This is a genomic window from Moheibacter lacus (assembly GCF_014042165.1).
Classification (GTDB): domain Bacteria; phylum Bacteroidota; class Bacteroidia; order Flavobacteriales; family Weeksellaceae; genus Moheibacter; species Moheibacter lacus.
The window spans coordinates 1587729-1612400 of the sequence record NZ_JACDZE010000001.1 but is presented as its reverse complement, the minus strand read 5'-3'; the positions used below and the strand labels follow the sequence as shown (position 1 = coordinate 1612400).

The window sequence follows — 24672 nt, the reverse complement described above, 5'->3', positions numbered from 1 at the left end:
AAAATAAATTAAATAAATTCAACCTTGTCAAGGTTCAATTAAAAACCGGAAAAAACCTTGACAAGGTTTTTTCCTATTCTGATTTCAAAATTTCTGTTCTCTCCGAAATCCCATTTGCATTAAATGCTTCGATCTGGAAATAATATTCATCCGTTCTGTCCGCTCCGGTGAAATAATATTCGTTTTTTCCATACACCATAATGCTTCCATACATTTTATCAGGCGATTTCCCCCAATAAATCACATAACCGTCCGCATCAGGGTTTTGTTGCCATTTGAACCAAACACTTCTTCGTTCGCCATATTTTTCAGGACTGGCTCGAAGTGGAACAAAATTCCGCACTTTCTCAGGCGCTTTCCCTGCTCCTTTTCCAAAAACTCTAAACCCACTCAATGCAAATTTCCCTGTTGGCATTTTCAGGTTTTCCATTTTCAGAAAACGCGCTTTGGCTGGTTTTTCCAATTCGATGTAATCATGCGGAACGTCTTTTTTATTCTGGCTTTTGTCCACGATTACTTTCCATTTTTTACCATCATCAGAACCGTAAATTTTGTATTGATGAAGTTTTCCCAAAGTTTTCCCCATAAATTCTGCGTCCTGATCCGCATAATTGATTTGAATGGCATGAATGGTAGAAGTTTCTCCTAAATCAGTTTGGAACCATTCGCCTTTGTCTCCGGTTTTAGCAGACCAATAAGTCTTAATATCTTCGTCCACCGCAAAATTCGGTTGGAAACCACCCAAAGTCGAAGAAACTTGAACCGGTTTGTTATAATTCAAAAGCATCCATCCGGAAAATAGTCCTTTGGAAAAATCCTTTCCCTGCGCAAATTCCGGTATATAGGTCGGATAATCGCCATAAGCCGTGTTGCAATACATCACATCATCTTGATCAAATCCGGCAGGCCAGATACCCAATCGACGTTCAAAATTATTTTTAGTCGAAATAAAAATCGTCGAAACATGCCAATAATTCCCATACTTGTCCTGATAAGTGGAACCGTGTCCGGCACCGCGCGCAAATCCGCCCGGTTTATAGGAAAAAGGATTGTGTTTTTGGTAAGCATAACCTTCCAAAGGATTTTCACTGACATAAACGCCATCGGCATATCCGCTGAATTCCGTTCCAGGCGCACCGTACTGCATATAATATTTTCCGTTGTGTTTGGTTACCCAAGCGCCTTCTACAAAGGGTTGCAGAAATGTATTGTCATTGTATTCCCCAAATCTTTCCCATCCGTGGTCTTCCGGATGCAATTTCAAAATCGGTTTGACGAAACCTTCGGATTGCATGGTCTTGGTTTTGACTTCCGTTCCTAAAAGCGGCCATTCGTTGCTTGAACCCCAATAGAGATACAATTTGTTTTTGTCTTCGTCATAATGAAAAGCCGGATCCCAAGCACCGACTTTGAGTGTATCGACTGCGATTTCCCATTCGTCTTTGGTGGGATTTGTACTTTTATAAATTGGAAAATCCTGTTCCCATGTTGAGCCGTAAACGTACAATGTGTCTTTCATGACCCAAGCTGCAGGTGCATTTAAATCATGGATGTATTTATCATCACGAAGGAATTTTCTATACACAAATTTCCAGTCAAGCATATCGTCGCTGTACCAATATCCTTCCTGGTTGGTGGAAAACAAAAACAATTGGTCTTTGAAATTCACAATCACAGGATCGGCTGTTGCACGATGCTTTCCCTGAGTTGAAAAACTTTCAAATGGCGTGTAACCATAATCGATATTAATCGGATTACAGAAGGTTTTCTGTTGGGAGAACAGTTGAGCTGATAATATTAAAATAATTATTGAAAATAAATTTTTCATTTATGTGATTTTAAAACCTCACAGGTTTTTAAAACCTGTGAGGTTTGATTGACTAATTCTAATTAATATTTAAAATTCACTAAAACCGGAAGATGATCTGAGGGATATTTTCCATCACCGTAAAAATCATCAATCACTAAATGTTTCTGGATTTCTACTTTTGAATTTTCATTTAGAAATATATAATCCAATAAAAGATTTTCATCTTTTGGAAACCTGAATCCGGTAAAAGTATATTCTGGACCATAAGGTTTTGATTTGGAAATCCCGCGCGTATCTTTCAATTCTTTTGTCAAAATCTGAATCGGCTCATCTGTCGAAACAGCATTAAAATCACCCATTACAAAAACCGGAACATCTTTTTTTGATTTCAATTCTTTGACTTTTTCCAAAATCATCAAAGCAGAATTTCTTCTGGCTTCTTTTCCGATGTGGTCGAAATGCGTATTGATTACCCAAATTTGTTTTCCATTTGATTTGTGTTTGAACAAAACATAAGTTGCAATTCGTTCGTAATCGGCGTCCCAACCTTTTGAAATTTTATCGGGCGTTTGCGAAAGCCAAAATGTATTTTGTTCAAGGATTTCAAATTGATCTTTTTTGTAAAAAATGGCAGTGAACTCTCCGTTTTCGTCTAGGGTTCTGGGTTTTCCGATGAATTCATATCCCTTTAAATTTGCTTGAATGAATTTCAATTGTGGACTTTGACCTTCTTGCGTACCGAGAAAATCGGGCTCATAATATTGAATCAAATCTACCAAATGCTGTTTGCGTAAATCCCAATGATTTTCACCATCGTCCACAGAACCGAGGCGGATGTTGTAACTCATAATGGAATAATTTTCTTGTCCAATGGTTTGAATTCCAATTAAGAGGATCAATATTTGGATGATTTTTTTCATTTTTCTCAAATAAAAACCTCACAAGACTACCTGTGAGGTTGATTTTAATTTAATTTATACTTTTCAATTTAGTGTCCACCACCTACTATTTTATCATAATCGATACCTTGAGCTTTCAAAATTCCTTTTACTCTCCAAGCATAAAACGCCAAATAAGCAAAACAAATGATGCCCACGATATAACTGAAATGAATGGTAGTTGCATCCGCAATCATACCTTGGATCCAACTCACTATTCCACCTCCCATGATCATCATGATCAAGAAAGAACTGCCCTGACTGGTATGTTTCCCCAAACCTGCAACAGCCAATGTAAAGATACAAGGCCAAAGTGTACTACAAAATAATCCTACACTCGTAAAAGCATAAACGCTGATCATTCCTGAGGTCGCCATCCCGATTCCGGTCGCCGTGATTCCTAAAATAGAGAAAATCAACAACATACGAACTGGATTCCCTTTACTCAAATAGTCGGCAGCAATTAAAACCAAAATGACCACTCCATAAATATAAAATGGTCCTAAATCATGTCCTGCTATTAAATTCACCAATAAAAAAACACCAAATGCCAAATAAGGCGCTAGAATTTTGGCAAATTTCTCTTTTGACTTGCTCAAATTAAATGCTTCAACAGCTCCAGACCAACGTCCAATCATCAAACTCGCCCAATACAAAGAAATATAAGGCGCAACGTCCTTTACCAAAAATCCTAAATCTTTTTCCATATAAGCGGGCAAATTACTCGCTGTCGAAACTTCAACCCCAACATAGATGAATATTGCCAACATTCCCAACAATAATTGCGGATAACTCAAAGCAGATTTTCTACTCGTGTTTTTCACAAATTTGGTTTCGAGGTTTGATTCTGGATGTGAAATAGCATCAACACCTAATTCTTCCACTTCTTCGACGGATTCTTCGATCTGAGGTTTGTTGGGAACTTTTGAAAATTTCAAAAATACCGCAACCAATATAAAGGCCAATCCCAAACACAAATAAGGGATTTTCACACTTTCTATGCTCGCATCTGTGTTGGACCCGGTTGCTGAGCCAAAAATGGCAAAACTCACGATCAAGGGACCGATCGTCGTTCCGAAATTATTGATTCCTCCAGCCAATGTCAATCGCTGAGAACCGGTATTGACAGGTCCCAGTGCAATTGCAAGCGGATTCGCTACAGTTTGTTGTAAGGAAAATCCTAAACCTACGATGAAAAGACCGGAAAGCATCAAGGGAAAAGACTCTGAATTGGCCGCCGGATAGAACAGCAAAGTTCCCAAAGCCGATACGACCAATCCGATGATCAAAGCATTTTTATATCCTATTTTGTTGATCAAATCTTTACCGATCGCAAGCGAAATGATCATATAAATAATAGACCCAACGGTATAAGCGACATAAAAAGCCACAGAAACCAATTGGCTTTGACCTTGGCTTAAATGAAAGGCTTCTTTAAAAACAGGAATTAAAATATCATTACTCGCTGCTACAAATCCCCAAAAGAAAAATACAATGACCAAGGAAATAAATTGCCCCCATCTTGTCGTCTGAAATTCATTACTCATATTTAATGTTTGTGTTAATTAAAACTAAATCGAGGCAAGATAATTATTTTAACTCGAATTTGGATTTTAATTTGGCATTTGATGAATTCCCTACGAAAACTTCAAATTCTCCCGGTTCTGCAACAAATTTCATTTCAGCATTGTAGAATTTCAAATCTTCGGTTGTCAAATTAAATTCAACGGTTTTGGATTCTCCTTTTTTCAAGAAAACTTTTTGGAAACCTTTTAATTCTTTTACGGGACGTGAAATAGAACCTACCATATCTCGGGTGTACAATTGCACTACTTCTGCTCCATCATAATTTCCGGTATTTTTTACCTGAACCGTAACTTTTAAAGAACCTCCTTGATTCAATGTTGTTTTGTCCAACTTTAAATTCGAAATATCAAAAGTTGTGTAGGAAAGTCCATATCCGAATTCATACAAAGGCGTATTGCATTCGTCCAAATAATTCGATCTGAATTTCTCAAATGTACAACCATCGGATTTTTCATCACTCAAAGGTCGACCTGTACTGAAATGCGCATAATAAATCGGTACTTGCCCAACGCTTCTCGGAAAAGTCAAAGGCAATTTACCACTTGGATTTACCTTTCCAAATAAAACGTCTGCTATTGCATTTCCGGACTCCGTTCCACCAAACCAAGTATTTAAAATCGCATCGGCCTTTTCATTTTCTTCCATCAAGGTTTTGGCTCTACCTGTAAAAAGTACTACGACAACCGGTTTTCCGGTATCGTACATCGCTTGTAACAATCTTTTCTGCGCCACCGGAATATCCAAATTGACCATGCTGCTACTTTCACCGCTCATTTCGGAAGATTCTCCGACGGCTGCTATGATCACATCTACATTTTTAGTGGCTTCAATCGCTTCTTTGATCAATTCATCGGCGCTTCTTTCGTCCCATTTTGGTTTTTTCCCAAAAATCGTTGCATTGTCAAACAACACTTTATCATCTACCAAATTCGCTCCGTGCGCGTAAACTACATTTTTATCTTTCAATCCCATTTTGAGTGAAACCGAAGCTTCAAATCTCGCTGCTACCGACCAAGTTCCGGGCATATTGTCCGCTGCATCTGCCATCGGACCAACCAAAGCAATTTTGGCGTCGGGTTTCAATGGTAAAACCTGATTTTCATTTTTCAACAAAACGAAAGATTCGGTTGCAATTCGTCTGGCTTCGGCTACGTGTTCTTTTGCGAAAACCTCTTTTTTAGCGCGTTTGGAGTCGATGTACCGATAAGGATCTTCAAATAAACCCAAATCATATTTGGCTTCTAAAATTCTTCTGACGGCGGCATCGATTTGAGCGATGTTTACTTTTCCTTCGTTCAAAGATTTTTCAAGCGTTGTTAAAAAACCTTCTCCGACCATGTCCATATCCACTCCGGCATTCATCGCCATTGCAGAAACTTGTTGCAAATCACCCATTCCATGTGCGATCATTTCGTTGATTCCGGTATAATCCGTTACCACAAACCCATCAAATCCCCATTGTTTACGTAATACATCATCGATCAACCATTTGTTTCCAGTTGCAGGAACCCCATCGACATCATTGAAAGACATCATGACAGAACCAACTCCCGCATCAACTCCCGCTTTGTAAGGAGGAAAATACGTATTGAACATTGTCCAACGGCTCATATCGACATGGTTGTAATCTCGGCCTGCAGTCGGTGCACCATAAAGTGCAAAGTGTTTCACACAAGCCATCATGGTATTTTTTGCAGCTAAATCATCTCCTTGGTAACCTTTGACCATGTATTTGGACATTTGGCTTACGAGGAAAGTATCTTCACCTCCACCTTCTGAAATCCTGCCCCAACGCGGATCACGGGAAATGTCTACCATAGGCGAAAAAGTCCAATTGATCCCATCAGCCGTTCCTTCTTGAGCTGAAATTCTCGCCATTTTTTCATAAACTGACACATCCCAACTCGCAGCTAATCCAAGTGGAATAGGGAATGCGGTTTCATATCCATGGATAATGTCCATCCCGAAAATCAGTGGAATCCCTAAACGACTGTTTTCGACCGCAACTTTCTGTACGTCTCTGATTCTCTCTACACCTTTGATGTTAAACAATCCACCTACTTTTCCGGCTTCGATGTTTTTCCCGATGTTGGAACTTTTGGTTTGTCCGGTTGTGAAATCTCCTGAACTCGGAAGGTTCAATTGTCCGATTTTTTCTTCCAAAGTCATTTTGGAAATGATCTCATTGATGAATTGGTCTTTCGGTTTATTCTTGTCAAATTTTACTTTCTGGCCAAAACCAAATGCAAATCCGAAAAGCGTACATAATACAATCAGTTTCTGTGTCATAAATTCGTGTTTTCTTATTATTTCTTTTTTTGCTCTAAAATCCATTTGTACAATTCCGGATTGGAATAAGTGGAATCCCAACTGTTGTGGTTGTCGTCCTTGAAAATTATCAAATCCACATCTGCCCCAAAACTTTTCAATTCCTGATACATCATGATCGAATTCTCTACCGGAACGATATCATCCAAAGCACCGTGAAAAATTCTGGTCGGAATATTTTTGACCAAATGCGCTTCGCGTTTTTCAGGAAGTCCTGCAGGTCCGCAAACCGGTACCAATGCAGCAAAAAGTTCAGGGTGTTTTTCTGCCAATCGCCAACTTCCCCAACCGCCCATACTGAGTCCGGTGAGGTAAATTCTGTTGGTATCGATGTTTTTATTGTCCTTAATTATTTTTTGAATCAATTGATAAACCGTTTCCACATCCCAATATTGACCTTCTGGACATTGCGGCGCAAGGATTGCAAAATGTTTGGTGAATTCTTTGTATTTCTCCTGAAGCGGTCCATTTGCTATGACCTTGTTGATATCGGTTCCACGTTCGCCTGCGCCATGAAGGAAAACCAATAATGGATATTTTCCTTGCGAATTTTCGGGTAAACGAAGCAAGTAATTGATTTCAAATTGAATCGAAACTTTGTCTTTGAATTTGCCTGTGGTTTGCTGGGCGAAATTCAAATTCGACAGTAAAATTAGAATGAATATGTATATTTTTTTTGTCATCATTTTTAATTTTTAAGATACCGTACAGGTCAACCTAACTATGAATAAGAATTGACCTGACGATATCTTTACCAAACCTCCCTCACTTTACTATAAAGCAAAGAATATCATTCATAACTGAATCCCAAATCCACAAGACCTTGCTGAACATCATTTGCTCCCGTAAATAAATTCCACATCATTTGGGTTCTATAATTTTCGATCATGATCATCATAGGTCCTTGATCTATGGCTAAATATCCATTTGCTACCCAATAATTTCTTTCAGGACTAAAGGCATCGTAAAATCCGGCTGGACCCATCAAAATTTCTCTTTTATGATAAAAATATTGCATGGCATCTAGGGATTGTTCCGGAGTAAAAACGATAGAACTCACTGCTGCCGTTGGCGCAATCACACCCAAATCATTTCCGGGACTATGTGTTGCATAGCCCATTCCACCTCCTGATTGATAGGTATAACTAGCCGTTAGCCCCCAAACATATCGTCCATAATGATCATGTTCGTTTGGATTTTCAATTGCATATCGATAATTGATCAAAGCATGATTTTTGGCGACGTCCCAATAATTTACATATTGATCTATTAAATTTCTAGGATCTAATCCCAAGAAAGAATAATGCGAAAGAAACAGAGGGCCAACATGGGAAGAACTACCACCATGTTTTACCAGTATTGGAATTTCAAATTGAACATTGGAATTTAGAAATCCGCCACCACTTGCCCAACCGAAATGATAGGTTTCCGGTGAAATCGGATAAGTAGGTGAACTTGCGGCTAAAACATAAGTAATCAAAGTCTCGTTATATCCTTTTAAGGCTAAATTGATAGCGAAACCGTGATCAGGCGACCAATGCCAAATCAATTGATTTCCATTATTTGTATACCAATTCCATTCGATTCCCTTCCATAATTCATCGGCTTGAGTTGCCAAATTGATTTCTTCCGAATTTCCATTATTAAAATATTCTCTAACTGAAATGAGTCCCATTGCAAAAAAGGAAGTTTCGACGATGTCGCCACCGTCATCAACTGTGCTGAATGGAATAACTGCCCCCGAATTTCCATTGAGCCAATGCGGCCAAGCTCCATGAAAACGATCTGCATTTTCAAAAAAGTTTAAAATCGTACGGATGCGTTGAAAACCTTGCTCTCGAGAAATAAATCCTCTTTCTATTCCGACCAAAATCGCCATCAACCCAAAACCTGAACCTCCCGTTGCAACTACATTCGCACTATTTCCGGAATCATCTGGATGGTAACGTTCACGCGCAGCTCCGGAATTGGATTCTGCATAGTCCCAGAAATATTTGAAAGTTTCTCTCTGAACGATGTCCATCAATTCATTGTTGTCAATTGGATCAAATTCAATTTCGGTTATTGGATCAGGTTCGCCAGTTCCGTCTCCATCATCCGTTACCGGAATGGAATCATCAGACGAACTACAATTGATCAGCATTAAACCAAAGAATATATAAATTATCTTTTTGTACATGTAAAAATTTCTTTCTACGTTTCGTTCCTACGGAACTTTAATTTGAATTTATTTTTTTTCTGTTCTACCCATGTTTTGTTCCTACGGAACTAGCATAAGAATTTGATTTAATTGTGAAATTTTCATCTATTTCTCTTTGATGTTTTGTCATGGTTTTTATTCAAAAACACACACCCAAACAATTTCACAAATTATTATTCCTACCTACATTCTTTCTATCTTTATGAAAATCCTACAGCGTTTTGGATTATGGATTTACTTTAAAACCTAATTTCGCCAATCCTCTTTGCACGTCATCGTTTTGCATAAACAATTTCCAAATCAAACCTGTACGGTGATTTTCAATCATGGGCGCAATCGTTCCTTGGTCAATCGCCAAAAAACGCTTCGCTACCCAATCGTCCTCTATCGAAAAAGCATCATAAGGCCCTGCAGGTCCTATGAATTTATCTTTGTTTTCTTTGTTGTAAATGAATTTTAAAAAATCCATGGATTCATTGGGTGTATAAGGAAAAGACGACAAAGCAGCAGTCGGTGTGATCACGCCGTTATCATTTTGTGGAGAATGCGCTGTATAGCCTGTTTCTCCATTTTCTTTCAGGGTATAACTTGCGGTTAAACCCCAAAAATCTTTTCCGTAACCTTTGAATTTTTTAGGATTTTCTAAAGCATATTCATACATAATTTTTGAATGATTGACATTTAGATCCCAATAATTGACAAATTCGTCTGATAAACCTTTAGGATTTAAACCCAAATAAGAATATTGCGACCAAAACAGAGGACCGACTGATCCTACTGCGCCATTGTGGTTGACGATTACAGGAATTTCAAATTTTTTTGCTTCTGATTTGATTTCGCCTGAACGACTCCAACCTTTTGTAAATACTTCTTTTTCAATCGAATAATCAGGCGAAGCAGCTGCAAGAACATAAGTGATCAAACATTCGTTGTATCCTTCGAGCGGAAAATTCATTTCCCATTCATATTCGGGAGACCAATGCCAATACAAAACCTCTTCTCCTTTTGTGTACCAATTCCATTCTACACCTTTCCAAAGTTGATCTGCTTTTTCAGCCAATTGTTTTTCAGATTCATTTCCGTCTTTGAAATATTCTTTGATACAAATCAGTCCTTGGACAAGAAATGCCGTTTCTACTAAATCACCACCATTGTCTTTTTTTCCAAACGATTTTACTTTTCCGGTTTCTCCATTCATCCAATGCGGCCAAGCTCCATGAAAACGATCAGCTTTCTCTAAAAAATCCATCATATGATGCAAGCGCAACACCGCTTCTTCTCTGGGAATAAAATTTCTGTCAATTCCAACTATCAAAGTCATCAAACCAAACCCGGAGCCACCAGAGGTAACGACATTTGCATCGTTTTCAGGGTAATTTCCGTCCGGATGGTATCTTTCTCTGGCCAATAATGAATTGGGTTCAGCAAAATCCCAAAAATATTTCAACACATCTTGCTGAACCTGATTCATCAACATTTCTTCATCATTATTTGTAATCGAACCGGCATCTGCTGAGGCTTCAGAAGCCGGTCGATTACAACCCATCGCTGCTATAAAACATATAAATAAAATGAAGTTCTTTTTCATTATTTAATCAATTACCAACCCGGATTTTGGGTCATGGCTGGAGTTTGAATCAATTGTGAATTTGGAATAGGGAACAATTCATGTTTTCCAACTACAAAAGTTTTCCCGTCAGCTGCCATGGCAGATTCTGCTTGTCCGGTTCTAACCAAATCAAACCAACGGTCATGTTCAAATGCCAATTCCAATCTTCTTTCTAACCAAATTTGTTCAACGGTTGGATTGGCAATGGAGGTTAACCCTGCACGATTTCTCACCATATTCAATGGTGTGGCAACATCTCCTCCAGCGTGAATTGCGGCTTCTGCACGAATCAAAAGGATTTCTGCATAACGGAGGATTCTGATATTTTTGTCAGTATCACTATCGCCTAAGTTAGCGCTTGAATAAGCTTTTTCGTTATACATCGGGTTTTCAACAGTTTCTGGAACTTCTCTTCCATCCCATAAAGTTTCCCCTCTGAAGATGATGGTTCCATCACGACGAATAGTATCACTCGCATTGTTAAACGCATTTAAAAGATTTTCGGAAGGAACATTAAAGCCCCAACCCCAACCTCCGGAACCACGTGCGCCTTGAGTTTGGGAATATTGATTCACACCGTGGTTGATGGATTCACCACGAGCTTGAACTTCAAATAATGATTCTGTTCCATTTTCAGTAGATGCTCTCCAAATTGTTCCGTAGTCAGCTTCCAAACCATATTGTCCTGAACTCATCACAGTTCCGGCCATATCATAAGCGTCTTGCCATTTTTCTTGGTACAAATAAACTTTGGCTAAAAGTCCTTGTGCTGCACCTTTTGTAGCGCGACCTAAATCCATCGATGGATAATCACTTTTATTGGGTAATGTGGAGATGGCGTCCAATAAATCTTGTTCGATGTAGGCATAAACTTCGGCTTTTGCAACTCTTGTTTCCCAAGATGCCGGATCATCTACAACCTGAATCGGCACATCACCAAACATTCTGACCAACCAGAAATAATGAAGCGCACGTAGAAATTTGGCTTCACCGATCAAACGATTTTTATAGGTTTCATCTGTTAAACCGTATTCTTCGGTGTATTGGATCGCAATATTGGCTCTACCAATTGTTTTGTAAAAAGTTGTCCAACAAGCTTCAATAGATCCTGTTGTACTGGTATGTTCCAGGGCATCCAATAGATGTTTGTCTCCACCGGTATCAGAAGGAGAACTTCCTTTGTCAGCGTTATCTGAAATGATTTCGGTTACGCCTAACCAAGAAAATGCATAGGTCCAATCCGTCAAATAACCATAAACGCCATTGACATACATTTCAGGTGTATAGACTTCACCACTGTCTGATTCCAATACATCTTCTTCCGGGTCTACTTCCAAAAAGTCGTCAGAACATCCGCTTAGAACGAAAATTCCAATTAGCAATAAATATTTCGTAATATTTTTCATAATTCAATTCAATTAAAATTCAACATTAACGCCCATCAAAAAGGTTCTGGTAGTTGGATAAGCATCCAATTCAACACCGGTCAATCGGTAAGGATTTCCTGCATCTGTTCCCGTACCGTTCAACTCAGGCGAGAATCCACTGTATTTTGTGAAAATAAATGGATTTTGAGCGGTTACATACAATCTTAGGTTTCGAACACCATTGATCATGTCTTTGAAATTGTATCCCAAGGTGATGTTATTGATTCTGAAGAAATCTCCATCTTCCAAATAATAGTTTGAAGCTTCATAATCACGGTTGGCACCCGGATGTTCGTTTGTAGAACCAGCTCCTGTCCAACGATCGTTGAAAGTATCTGCTGTAATGTTCTCACCACCCCATCTTGTATTCATCAAACCATTGTAGATTTGGTTTCCACCAACTCCATAACCTGAAACATTTAAGTCAATTCTTTTATAAGTTAAAGTGATGTTTACACCATAATTATAATCAGGCAAATACGAATCGAAGAATTTTTTATCGCGATCATCGATCAGTCCATCTCCGTTTTGATCCACATATCTTAAATGACCCGGTCTTGCACCTGAAAGATGCGCATTGGCATCGATTTCTTCTTGTGTTTGCCAAACGCCTTCTGTTTCAAACATCCACCAAGATCCGATGGCATGTCCTTCTTCCAAACGTTTGGTGATAGAACCATTCCCTAGGGAACCTCCGATCATTCCGCCATAACCATCTTCTACATGTGTAACTTGATTGTCATTCATGTTGAAATTCACATTGATTTCATAAGAAAAGTCACCGGAATTGGAAGTGTCTTTCCAACCAAGCGCTGCTTCCCAACCCTTGTTGACTACTTCAGCTGCATGATCGTAAAATTCACCTGAATATGGAGAAGTACCAATAGTTCTAATATTTAAAATAGTATTTTCAGTAGTTTTGTTATAATAATCAAATGAACCAGAGAGTTTATTCCCAAATAAGGTGAAGTCAATACCTCCCCCCCATTCTTCTACGATTTCCCAACTAATTGGAAGAGCAGGTGTGCCAGTATAAGCCCCAAAAATTAAATCTTGACCTGGCCCAAAAACATAGTTCATATTGGCACTTCCTGGATCTGTCAGTGTGTTGGTTACATTAAAAGGAACATCTGCATTCCCCAATCTACCCCAACCTCCTCTTAATTTCAAGAAATTAATGGTATTGTTTCCACTCAAGAATTCTTCATTGGATATGTTCCAACCTGCACTGAAGGATGGGAAATTTCCCCAATATTCATTATTGGTTCTAAATGTACTGGTTCCATCTCTTCTAAATACTCCGGAAATATAATACCGGTTATCAAAATCATACTGTACTCTCCCGAAATAAGAAAGGAAACGCAATGGTGTATAATTGACTTGTTCTACTACTTTATCATAAGTTCCATCTGCATGGTCGATGCTCCAATAATTATTTTGATCCGGAACACCGTAACCTACTCCATAAAATCTACCTCCGACACCGATTTCTTCTGAAGACATTCCTCCAACTAATGTCAAATTATGGTTGCCAAAATCCAAATCATAGGTGATGAAATTTTCCCATTGCCATCTAGTCGTATTGATTTCTTCTCGAGAGAATGAATTATTGGCCCAAGAAGTATTGTTTGGATTTGCAGTTTGACCTGCAATAAATTCATCCATCGTTCTTCTCGGATCTGCTGCCAACCATAAATCTCGGGTTGGTGTGAAAGTTTCGCTTGTGTACCAATATTTGGTTCCGCCTGCACGGGAAGTAAAAGTAAAATCCTCAATGATTTCATATCCGATTTCCAAATTCCCTTGTAAAGTTGTGGTTTTGTTGTTCACATTGTTGAAATACACTTGTGAAACAGGGTTTCCTGCATTGTTTAATGAACCGATGACATCTCCTTCATTTCCGGTAAATCCGGCGACTCCTGTTGTTTGATTCCAATAAGACATACCCCACTGTCCCGTATCATATTTCACCGGAACGATTGGCGCTTGTCTAAATGCTGTATTGAAAGCGCCCATTGGTTTTGGCGTTTCGTTTGTAAACGTCACATTGATATTTTGTTTGATGGTAATTCGATCATCAAATAATTTGTAATCATTGTTGTTTCTGAGGGTGGTTCTGTTAAAGTTTTGACCATCCAAAATTCCTTTTTCATCAAAGTGATCCAATGCAAAAAAGTAATTGACATCATCACCTCCACCGGCAATCGAAATGCTATTGTTATTGATAAATCCTGTTTTCAACAATTCATCATACCAATCTGTATCATAAGGCTGATCTGTAGACAAAAAATTGGTAGAACCCAGAATCGTTTGTTCTTCATTAAAATAAGTTACATATTGATCAGAATTGGCCATATCCACTTTATTCAAAATGGTTCTAAAGCCCATATAAGCATCGTAATTGATTCTTGGTTTTCCTTTTTTCCCTCTTTTGGTCGTTACGATTACCACACCATTTGCGCCACGAACTCCATATATGGCAGATGAAGCAGCATCTTTCATTACATCGATGGTTTCGATGTCATTTGGGTTGATATTGGTAATGTTTGGAACGATCAAACCATCGACTACATAGAGCGGATTTCTTCCACCAAGAGCGGTTCCCAAACCTCTGATGACAACACTTGGCGTCGCACCTGGCTGATCTGTATTGACAATGTTCACCCCGGCCAATTTTCCTTGCAAAGATTGCATCGCAGTTGTGGCAGGCTGTGTCATGATGTCTTCTGCTTTTACAGATGAAACAGAGGATGTCAAATCACCCCGTTTCTGTGTACCGTAACCGATGACTACGGTTTCTTCCAATTCCAATCCAAAATCATCACCTATAGAATCTAAATCCTCTACATAATAATCATCAATCTGGATGGAATCTTCTTGTGCCCAAACCGAACAGGTAAAGAACAAGAGAATTGCTGTAATTACTATTTTCCTCATACTATTTAATGTTTGTCTCAAAGTTAAAAGAGGATGATGTGTTATCAAAATGTTAAAAACACATAAAAGAAACATCAAAGGGTGTAAAAAATACACTTCGTTCAATATCCTTTATAGAAAAGGGTTTGGGGTCATTTACTGTATATGAAACAATATTAAAATGATGTAGTAATGATGTAGTCTGATTTAAAATTTGATGTATAACCTAAAACTCGATAAAGAACTTTGATAGGTTCGTTTTGGAGGAAAGCTTCAATTTCTTTCGCAATCTATAACGTTGTAGTTCCACACTTCTGAAACTTTTCCTCATCAGTGGAGCGATCTCTTTTGAGGACATATTCATGCGCAATAAAATGGCCAATCGGATGTCCTTTGGTGTAAGGTTTGGGTAGGATTTGACCAATCTGGAAACAAAGTCCTCATGCAACTCATTTAAATTGGTGTCAAAAACCTTCCATTCGTTTTGGTTATAATTATAATCGCGTAAGATTTTACTGATGTCTTTTTTAATAGTTGAAGTCGGTGTGTTTTCTTCTATCCCTTTCTGTATGGATTCCAATTCTTTTAACAATTCACTCTGAGATGCTACAGAAAGTGTTTTAGATGCCAATTCACTGGTTTTTGATTTGATGTCTTGTTCTAATTTCTGCATTTCCACCCAGTGCTCTGCTTCTTTTCTTTCTGCTTCCGTTTTTATGCAGACCAATTCTTTTTGTAATTCAATCTCATGTTGCAATTGCGCCAATTTCTGTTTGTTCTGTCTTTGGATGAAACTATGGTAAAGGAAATAAACCAGAAAAACCAATACCAAATAGATCAAAATCATCAGATTAGAAATAAACCAAGGCTTCTTTACTGTAAAATCAAAAGTGTCGATGACCGTAAATTCTTTTCCTGATTTGCTGGCAATTACCAAACTATAACTATCATTTGGGAGATGCGTATAACTTATTTTACCATTTTTGATAGGCTGAAATTTTTGATCTGAAGGAGACAATTTGTAATATAAGTTGATATCAGCATATCCATATTTTCGGGTAGAAATAAAAAAGTCTATGGCATTATTATAATAACCTAATTTCTCTCCTCTTATGAACTGTTTTCCATTTCCTTCAGCGTTGATAAAAACCTTTGCATCGGCTGTATCTTCAAATGAAACTTTATGTACCAAAAAACCATTGTCCAGATTTAAATACAAATAATTATTTTTTAAGTACCCTGATATCCAATCATTTACCACTCTACCCTTGTAATATTTATCAGGAATATTCACCCATGTCATCTTTTGATTTTCAATTTTCACAACCGATAAAATGGAATTGGATTCTACCAAAAATATATCTTTCCCAAGTGGCAATATGTTATTAACTGTCGGTAAAAGTTCGTTCAGTCGATCAGATTTTTTAAGTTGATTGGACCAATTGTCTAATTCATACCAAATCCGATTGGACAAGAAATAAAGTTGTTGATTGATTTCAACCATTTTTGAATTGTACAAATGGGACTTGTCTTCTGCTTGAACTTCAACAAATTCATTGTTTTCCAAATTAATTTTATAAACCCCTCTGTACATGTCAGTTGCCAATACAAATTCTTCTTTTTTGAAAAACTGGTTGATGGGTTTTATTAATTTCGGTGCTAATTTTTCATGCACCCAATTTCCATTTATGAATTGATATTGGTAAAGTCCTACATAATTGGCTTGATAATACAAATTATCTTCTTGTTTTTCAAAACGGTAACCACCCGGTAAAGCATTGATTTTCTGTAAATTCCCGCCTTCATAAATCATCGTCGCATTATTATGACCGATGATGAATTGACTCCCAACTTTGGCAATGCTCCAAACAGGACCTTGTGTTCCAGGAATCAACTGAAGTTTTCCATTTTCTAATGCATATAAACCATGGTTGGACCCCAATAGAAATCCATTTTCCGTTTTTTGAATGGCATTTACACTTCCTAGTTTACCAGTAAAATCCTGATATACAAACGAATTGGCATCATTTTGAACAAATGAAATTCCATTATCAAGCCCCAACCAAAGATTGGATTCTTTGTCCTGAAAAATGCTTAAAACAGAATTATTTTGAAGACTTCCATTATTTTTATGCAAATTCGTGTAGTTACCAGATTCGATATCAACCAAGTACAAGCCATCGCCTGAAGTTCCAACTGCATATTTCGAATCCGAAATTCTCAAAGCAGAGTTGATCATTTCTAGTTGAAATGTTTTGTTCAAATCATTTTTCCAACTGCTTATCTCATCGTTCTCAAATATAAAAACACCTTCCTTTTGCGTAAAAATCATCAATCCATTTCTATACGGCAAAATGGAATGAATCACTTTATTTTTCAGCTGATCAATCCTCTTATCGGGATAGAATGCTCCATTTTCAAAACGATAAATTCCTTCTGTAATCGAAGCAACGTAAATCTGATTTTTAACCGGAAAAGCATAGGTGATTTGGCTCGGCGTTTTGACAGTTTTGATTGTTTTCCCATCATAAATGTAGATGGAGAAAAAAGTTTGGAAATAAATTTTATTTTGAAATGAAAAAATATTCCAAACTTCATCATTTCCCTTTTCTTCAAATAATTTAAACTTTTTAGAAAGTGAGGTATAGGTCAAATGCCCATCCATCATTTCCCAATATCCAAACTCCATATATGAACCTGTGAAAACTTTATTTTCTACAGCAAAAACGGAACGAATGATCGTTTTTTCAGGAAGCCAATGGTGTTGCCAACGATTCCCATCAAACTGAAGCAGAATTTTATTGTTGGCAAAATACAGCTGACGATCAGCAGTTTGGGTGATGCCCCAAACCAAAGCTTCACCTTCATAATTTAATTTGGAATAATTTTTCACATAAGGAGTAAGCTGTTGTTGACTCACTCCTACCATAGGAAAAAGCAGCATTCCAATTAAAAATATCAGTAAATAAAAACGAAAATACCTCATCACCAATTCATATACTAAATTAATACTTTGATCTCACACATCATTTTAATTGATGCGAAACTAATTATTTAGATTTAATTTAAATTATAACCGAAGCGTTAAATCTAACAAAAATCACAAAGTCCAAAGTGCTATATCACTGACCATGATGTATTTTTGTGAGTTAATTTAGGATTGATAAAATGACGCGCATCGAAAAAATGTTTTTCTCCACCCGAACCATGACGGTTCTTCTGTTTTTGTTTGCCATTTCCATGGGAGTTGCAACTTTTATAGAGAATGATTACGACACCCCAACTGCAAAAACCTTAATTTACGAATCCAAATGGTTTGAAATATTGATGTTATGGTTGATCATACTTTTCATCGGAAACATCAAACGCTATCGTTTATTACGCAGAGAAAAATGGCCGGTTTTGATTTTCCACTTATCATTTGTTTTTATTTTCATCGGTGGAGCCATCACAAGATACATCAGTTTTGAAGGTCAAATGCCCATACGTGAAGGGGAGACCACAAACGAAATCATCAGCGACCGCACCTATTTCAAATTGGAAATCAACGACAAAGAACGCGCATTAAGATATGATAAAAATGCGTACATGATGTCGCATTTTAACGGAAAAGATACGCCTTGGCCATTTAAAAGAACTTATGAGAAAGACTATAGCTTTGGAGATAAAATAGTAACTTTAAAGACATTAGACTACATTCCTCTTGCCAAAGATTCCATTCAAAAAACCAATTCCGGTAAAAAAATGCTCGAAATCGTAACGATGGGACAAAGTGGACGAGAATCTGAATTTATCGCCGAAGGCGAAATTAAAAATGTAGCTGGAACTATGGTCAGCTACAACAACCCGATTGAAGGTTCTGTCCAGTTAATAGACCAAGAAGGGAAATTGATGATCAACTCTCCATTTGATGGACAATTCATGACCATGACCGGGCAACAAGTCGGAGTGGTAACGGATTCAGCTTTATTGGCGGAACAATCCGGGAAAATTGAAATCAACCAACCCCAACTCCTCAATTACAGGACTTTATACACGATTAACAACACCAATTTTATCATTCCGACTCCGGCATTTCAAGGAAAAGTCGTTTATTACAAAGGCGATAAAACCAATGCGATGGACAAGGAATTGCCCGGAGCAATCATCGTAGAATTAGCCTCCGGCGCTGAAAAAGACACTTTAACCATCATAGGCGGAAGAGGCATTACTTCCTTTAGTAAAAACACGACAATTAACGGTTTGGGTATATCGGTTGGATTTGGTTCTAAGATTATCCACACGCCTTTTTCCATCCGTTGTGATGATTTCATTCTAGATCGCTATCCCGGTTCAGCAAGCCCTTCTTCATTTGAAAGCGAAATTACCGTAATCGACAAAGGCGAAGAAACTCCTCATCATGTTTACATGAACAATGTCATGGACTACAGAGGCTATCGGTTCTTTCAAGCCAGCTATTTTCCTGATGAAGGCGGAACAATTCTGTCAGTCAATGCGGACTGGTGGGGAACAAACATCACTTATGTAGGTTATTTCTTATTGTTTTTCGGATTATTTGCCTCTCTTTTTTGGAAGGGAACTCATTTTTGGAAATTGAACCAACAATTGACCAATTTGCATAAAAAAGGATTGGTATTATTGCCATTTCTATTATTTATCGGAACTGGAAACGCTCAAGATTCTGCTCATGCAGAACATAACCACCAACATGTCGATTCCATTCCTGCCGAACATAAACAAGTGCAACCATCGGCTCAATTTGCTCATCCTGACGAATTAGGAAAAAAATTCATCGTAGACCCGGAACATATTGAGAAATTCTCCCATTTATTGGTTCAGGATTTTGAAGGACGGATCAAACCGATGAATACGCACACATTGGAATTGCTTCGAAAAATTTACAAAAAAGACAAATATGAAGATTTAACTTCTGATCAATGGTTTCTCTCTTTGCAAATAGATCCTTCTTCATGGGCCAATGAACCTTTGATCAGGGTCATGAATGTCAGCGAGGAACTTAATGCAGAATTAGAGGTCGATGAAAATGGATATACGACTTATATGAAGTTGGTCAATCCAGAGACAGGTCAATTCAAATTAGAAAGTCAATACAATGCTGCTTTTAGTAAACGTGCTGCTGACAGATCCAAAAGAGACAATGAAATCCTCAATGTAACAGAACGTTTCAATGTTTTCAACAACATCGTCTATGGCTATTACACCAAAATCATCCCGGTAAAAAATGACCCGGGCGAAACTTGGACAAGCTGGATTTACAGTACAGATGAAAATCCAATCGAAATTGACAAAACTGCTTATGATTTCATCACCAATTATTTCAATGATTTAAAAAGTGGATTCCAAACAGGTGACTGGAAAAAAGCAGATGCTTCACTAAAAGCAATCCATGATTACCAACATGAATGGGGGAAAAATGTCATTCCTTCAGACTCAAAAGTTCATTTGGAAGTTTTGTATAACAAAACGAACATTTTCCTATGGCTGATGATCGCCTACACCATGATTGGTTCTATTTTGCTGTTACTTGCCTTTTTAGAAGTGCTATCTTCTGAGAATAGATTTAGAAAAATCATTCATAAACTGACGCTGTTCTTTTTAGGCTTAATGCTCACAAGTTACATCATCCATGTTTTGGGACTGGCGGTAAGATGGTACTTGTCGGGACATGCTCCTTGGAGCAATGGATATGAAGCGATTGTATTCATTTCGTCGATAGGCGTTTTGGCAGGATTGATTTTGTACCGAAACAGGAATGCTTTCATTCCGGCATCAGGAGCCATTGTTGCAATGATCATGATGGGATTTGCGCACGGAGGAGGTTTACTCGACCCTCAAATCACGCCTTTGGTTCCGGTTCTTAAATCTTATTGGTTGATGGTTCACGTAGGGATCATTACTTCGAGTTATGGATTCTTTGGTTTATCGGCTGTAATTGGGGTAATTACATTGATCCTTCTTTGTTTCAAACCAACGAAAAAAATCAAACAATCCATTCAAGAAATCACCATAGTTAGCGAAATGGCTTCCACTATTGGTCTATTTACGTTAACCGTTGGAACATTTCTCGGTGGAATGTGGGCCAATGAAAGTTGGGGAAGATACTGGAGTTGGGATCCTAAGGAAACTTGGGCTTTTATATCCGTAATCGTTTACGCCATCGTTTTGCACCTAAGATTAGTTCCGGGATTACGTGGAAAATGGGCATTTAACATGGCGAGTATGTGGGCGATTTGGTCCATCATCATGACTTATTTCGGAGTGAATTATTATTTATCGGGATTACATTCCTATGCAGCAGGCGACGCGATTCCAATTCCAAATTGGATTTACATAGCTTCTAGCTCAATGCTATTGCTCACTGTAATTTCGTACATTAGAGATCGGAAATTTAACCGAAAAAGAAATTATAAAACGGTAAAAAAATGAAAATCTTCAGTCTAATTGCTTTGTCTATCTTCATGATTTCATGCAAAGCTCAAAATGATAAAACAATGCAAACAATTTACGATTATAAAGTGGAAGACATCAGTGGCGAAACATTTGATTTCGCAACGCTAAAAGGCAAAAAAATATTGGTGGTCAATACCGCTTCTGAATGTGGTTTCACACCACAATTTGAAGGTTTGGAAGCCCTTTACCAAAAATACAAAGACGATAATTTTGTGATTGTCGGATTTCCTTCTAATGATTTTGGGCAGCAAGATCCGGGTAGCAATAAAGAAATTGCTGAATTCTGTAAAATAAATTATGGTGTAACTTTCCCTATGATGAGCAAAATTTCCGTCAAAGGAGACAGCATCGCGCCTATTTACCAATTCTTGACGCAAAAGGAATTGAACGGAAAGAAAAATTCGTCCGTAAAATGGAATTTCCAAAAATACATCATCAATGAAGATGGAACGCTGGAAGATTATTTTTATTCGATCACCAAACCGGACAGCAAGAAAATCACCAAATGGATAGAAAAGAAGTAAATAGTAACAAGTGATTAGTAAATAGCTTTTTCTCTAATTACTAATTACCATTCACTAATCACTAAATAACATGAAACTAGACATACTTGCTTTTGGAGCACATCCTGATGATGTAGAATTGGGCGCAGGTGCAACCGTTGCAAAAATGGTTGCTGCCGGAAAAACAGTCGGCATCATCGATTTGACACAAGGTGAATTGGGAACAAGAGGAACGGCCGAAACGCGCAAAAAAGAAGCAGCCGATGCTGCCCAAATTTTGGGTGTTGCGGTGAGAGAAAACCTCGGATTCAGAGATGGATTTTTCAAAAATGATGAAGCACATCAAATGAAAATCATCGAAATCATCCGCAAATACCAGCCGGAAATTGTCCTTTGCAATGCAGTGGAAGACCGTCATATCGATCATGGAAAAGGAGCAGAATTGGTAGAGGAATCCTGTTTTTTATCGGGGTTGAAAAAAATAGAAACAGGTCAGGAAGCTTGGCGACCGAAAAATATTTTTCATTATATCCAATGGTTTCCTTTGAAACCTGACTTCGTTCTGGATGTCAGCGGATATGTGGAAAAGAAAAAAGCAGCCTGTTTTGCCTACACCACGCAATTTCATGACCCAAACAATCAAGAGCCTGACACACCCATCTCTTCCAAACTCTTTCAAGACAGCATCGAGAACAGGGCCAAAGACTTAGGTATGCTAATCGGCACGCAAGCAGGTGAAGGTTTTATGCTAAAAGGTTATTTGGGATTAAAGGATTTTGAAGGTATTCTTTAAATTTTACATGATAAAATTTAAATTTTGAATGTTGGCATTCAAATAATTTATATATTTGCAATCCAATTGAAAAATGGTGGTTGTAGCTCAGTTGGTTAGAGCGTCGGATTGTGGTTCCGAAGGTCGCCGGTTCGAGACCGGTCATCCACCCAGAAAGCCCTTAATTTAAGGGCTTTTTTGTTTCCCATTATTTAGCATTGACTTAACCTTTAACTTAAATTTCCTCCTCAAATTTGCGCTGTGAAATTTTGTCCTCATGTGTGTTAATTTAAGGAGTCGAATCATTAGGATTCGGCTTCTTTTTTTCCTATTTTTGAGCATTAAACGCATCGCAAATATGAAATCTATAATTGGAATCAGTTTCCTAACCCTATGTCTTGTTCTGATAAATTGTAAAAAAGAACCAACAGCACCCAATATCGTTGATGGTGAAAAACAAGAAATCGTACAACTCGATTCTTTAAAATCCTATGCGACCGTTCGACTGGAAACCGATTTGAGTCATTTGAGCGACAAAGAAAAAGCGATGCTCGTCATCATGATCGAAGCTTCTCAAATTATGGACGAATTGTTCTGGTACGAAGCCTATGGTGACAAAGAAGAATTGCTTTCTAAAGTTGCTGGAAACACTCGAAATTATGTAGAAATCAATTATGGCCCTTGGGACCGTTTGGACAATATGCAATCTTTCGTCAAAGGATTTGGACCGAAACCGCTCGGCGCCAATTTCTATCCTTTGGACATGACCGTTGAAGAATTTGAAAATGCCAATTTACCGGAAGGAAAAAGCCAATACACTTTCGTCAGAAGAAATGAAGACGGCGGACTCTATACCGTTCCCTACCATGTCCAATTCAAAGACCAAATCGCCAATGCTGCCGGACTTTTACGCAAAGCCGCCACTTTTGCGGATGATGAAGGACTGAAAATCTATTTGGAAACGAGAGCAACAGCGTTGGAAACCGATAAGTATTTCGAAAGCGATATCGCATGGATGAACATGAAAACCAACCGATTGGATTTTGTCGTCGGACCGATCGAAACCTATGAAGATCAATTATTTGGATATAAAGCAGCACACGAAGCTTATGTCTTGGTAAAAGACATGGAATGGTCCAAAAAACTGGAAAAATATGCCAAATTCTTGCCTGAATTGCAACGAAATTTACCCGTGCCGGACAAGTACAAAACCGAATCTCCCGGAACCGATTCCGACTTGAACGCCTATGATGTGGTGTATTATGCAGGAGATTGCAACGCCGGAGGAAAAACCATCGCAATCAATTTACCCAACGACGAACGTGTACAATTGGAAAAAGGAACACGTCGATTACAATTGAAAAACGCCATGCGTGCCAAATTTGACAAAATCATGGTACCGATTGCCGATGTCCTGATCGACGATTCCCAACGCCAACACGTAAAATTTGATGCGTTTTTTGCCAATGTGATGTTTCACGAAGTTGCGCATGGATTGGGGATTAAAAACACGATCAACGACAAAGGAACCGTCCGAGAAGCCTTGAAAGAACAACAATCCCATTTGGAAGAAGGGAAAGCCGATATTTTGGGATTGTACATGGTCAACCAATTGCTTGAAAAAGGCGAATTGGAAGGACAAAAAGAAGATTTTATGGTGACATTTCTCGCCGGAATTTTCCGTTCGGTACGATTTGGAGAAAGCGCTCACGGATCGGCCAATATGATTTGTTTCAATTATTTTAAAGAAAGAGGGGCTTTTAAACGAACCAAAGAAGGAAAATACATCGTGGATTTCCCAAAGATGGAAGCTGCGATGAACGGATTATCCGAATTGATTTTAACACTTCAAGGAAATGGTGATTATGAAGGTGTAAAAAAATTAACCGAACAAAAAGGACATATTTCCAAAGAATTGCAAAAAGATTTGGACAAATTGAAAGCCGCAGGGATTCCGGACGACATCATTTTTGAACAAGGTGTAAAAGTTTTGGGATTGTAAATTAGATTTAATTACTTTTGCACTCCCAATGGCTGCGTAGTTCAACTGGATAGAATATCAGATTTCGGCTCTGAGGGTTGGGGGTTCGAATCCCTCCGCGGTCACAAAA

14 protein-coding genes and 2 tRNA genes are annotated in these 24672 nt (G+C 38.1%); 6 read left to right on the top strand and 10 right to left on the bottom strand.

Annotated features, from left to right (window positions below):
- Positions 1-73 precede the first annotated feature (73 nt).
- The 10 genes from HU137_RS07460 to HU137_RS07415 form a co-directional block, all read right to left on the bottom strand.
- Positions 74-1828 carry a discoidin domain-containing protein gene (locus tag HU137_RS07460; protein ID WP_182043151.1) on the bottom strand — a complete coding sequence of 585 codons (1755 nt, stop codon included), beginning with the start codon at positions 1826-1828 and terminating at the stop codon, positions 74-76.
- 62 nt (positions 1829-1890) lie between these two features.
- The gene (locus tag HU137_RS07455; RefSeq protein WP_182043150.1) at positions 1891-2730 is read right to left on the bottom strand and encodes an endonuclease/exonuclease/phosphatase family protein; all 840 of its coding nucleotides are present in this window, start codon (positions 2728-2730) and stop codon (positions 1891-1893) included.
- 68 nt (positions 2731-2798) lie between these two features.
- Entirely contained in the window at positions 2799-4295 is a 1497-nt protein-coding gene (locus HU137_RS07450; protein ID WP_182043149.1) for an MFS transporter, read from the bottom strand.
- Positions 4296-4338: 43 nt separating this feature from the next.
- Positions 4339-6624, bottom strand: a complete 2286-nt coding sequence (gene bglX / locus HU137_RS07445) for a beta-glucosidase BglX (protein WP_182043148.1) — start codon at positions 6622-6624, stop codon at positions 4339-4341.
- Between the two features lie 17 nt (positions 6625-6641).
- Entirely contained in the window at positions 6642-7346 is a 705-nt protein-coding gene (locus tag HU137_RS07440; RefSeq protein ID WP_182043147.1) for a carboxylesterase family protein, read from the bottom strand.
- Positions 7347-7453: 107 nt separating this feature from the next.
- Positions 7454-8842: a glucoamylase family protein gene (locus HU137_RS07435; RefSeq protein WP_182043146.1), complete on the bottom strand. Its 1389-nt coding sequence runs from the start codon at positions 8840-8842 to the stop codon at positions 7454-7456.
- 247 nt (positions 8843-9089) lie between these two features.
- Positions 9090-10451, bottom strand: coding sequence for a glucoamylase family protein (locus HU137_RS07430; RefSeq protein ID WP_182043145.1), 1362 nt, complete (start codon positions 10449-10451; stop codon positions 9090-9092).
- An 11-nt stretch (positions 10452-10462) separates the two neighbouring features.
- Positions 10463-11878 carry a RagB/SusD family nutrient uptake outer membrane protein gene (locus HU137_RS07425; RefSeq protein ID WP_182043144.1) on the bottom strand — a complete coding sequence of 472 codons (1416 nt, stop codon included), beginning with the start codon at positions 11876-11878 and terminating at the stop codon, positions 10463-10465.
- A gap of 12 nt (positions 11879-11890) precedes the next feature.
- Complete coding sequence (locus HU137_RS07420) at positions 11891-14836, bottom strand: SusC/RagA family TonB-linked outer membrane protein (protein WP_182043143.1); 2946 nt, start codon at positions 14834-14836, stop codon at positions 11891-11893.
- Between the two features lie 205 nt (positions 14837-15041).
- The gene (locus HU137_RS07415; RefSeq protein ID WP_182043142.1) at positions 15042-17759 is read right to left on the bottom strand and encodes a two-component regulator propeller domain-containing protein; all 2718 of its coding nucleotides are present in this window, start codon (positions 17757-17759) and stop codon (positions 15042-15044) included.
- A 224-nt stretch (positions 17760-17983) separates the two neighbouring features.
- Here HU137_RS07415 and ccsA point away from each other — a divergent pair, with 224 nt between their 5' ends.
- From ccsA to HU137_RS07385, 6 genes are all read left to right on the top strand, one after another.
- Positions 17984-21262 (top strand): cytochrome c biogenesis protein CcsA, encoded by a 3279-nt coding sequence (gene ccsA, locus HU137_RS07410; protein WP_182043141.1) that lies wholly within the window; start codon positions 17984-17986, stop codon positions 21260-21262.
- Entirely contained in the window at positions 21259-21810 is a 552-nt protein-coding gene (locus HU137_RS07405; RefSeq protein WP_182043140.1) for a glutathione peroxidase, read from the top strand. The genes ccsA and HU137_RS07405 overlap by 4 nt, the downstream gene beginning before the upstream one ends.
- 70 nt (positions 21811-21880) lie before the next feature.
- Entirely contained in the window at positions 21881-22582 is a 702-nt protein-coding gene (gene bshB1 / locus HU137_RS07400; protein ID WP_182043139.1) for a bacillithiol biosynthesis deacetylase BshB1, read from the top strand.
- Positions 22583-22658: 76 nt separating this feature from the next.
- Positions 22659-22732 (top strand) — tRNA-His (locus HU137_RS07395).
- A 187-nt stretch (positions 22733-22919) separates the two neighbouring features.
- Positions 22920-24563, top strand: a complete 1644-nt coding sequence (locus HU137_RS07390; RefSeq protein ID WP_182043138.1) for a dipeptidyl-peptidase 3 family protein — start codon at positions 22920-22922, stop codon at positions 24561-24563.
- A gap of 30 nt (positions 24564-24593) precedes the next feature.
- Positions 24594-24667, top strand: a tRNA-Arg gene (locus HU137_RS07385).
- The last annotated feature ends 5 nt before the right edge of the window (positions 24668-24672 follow it).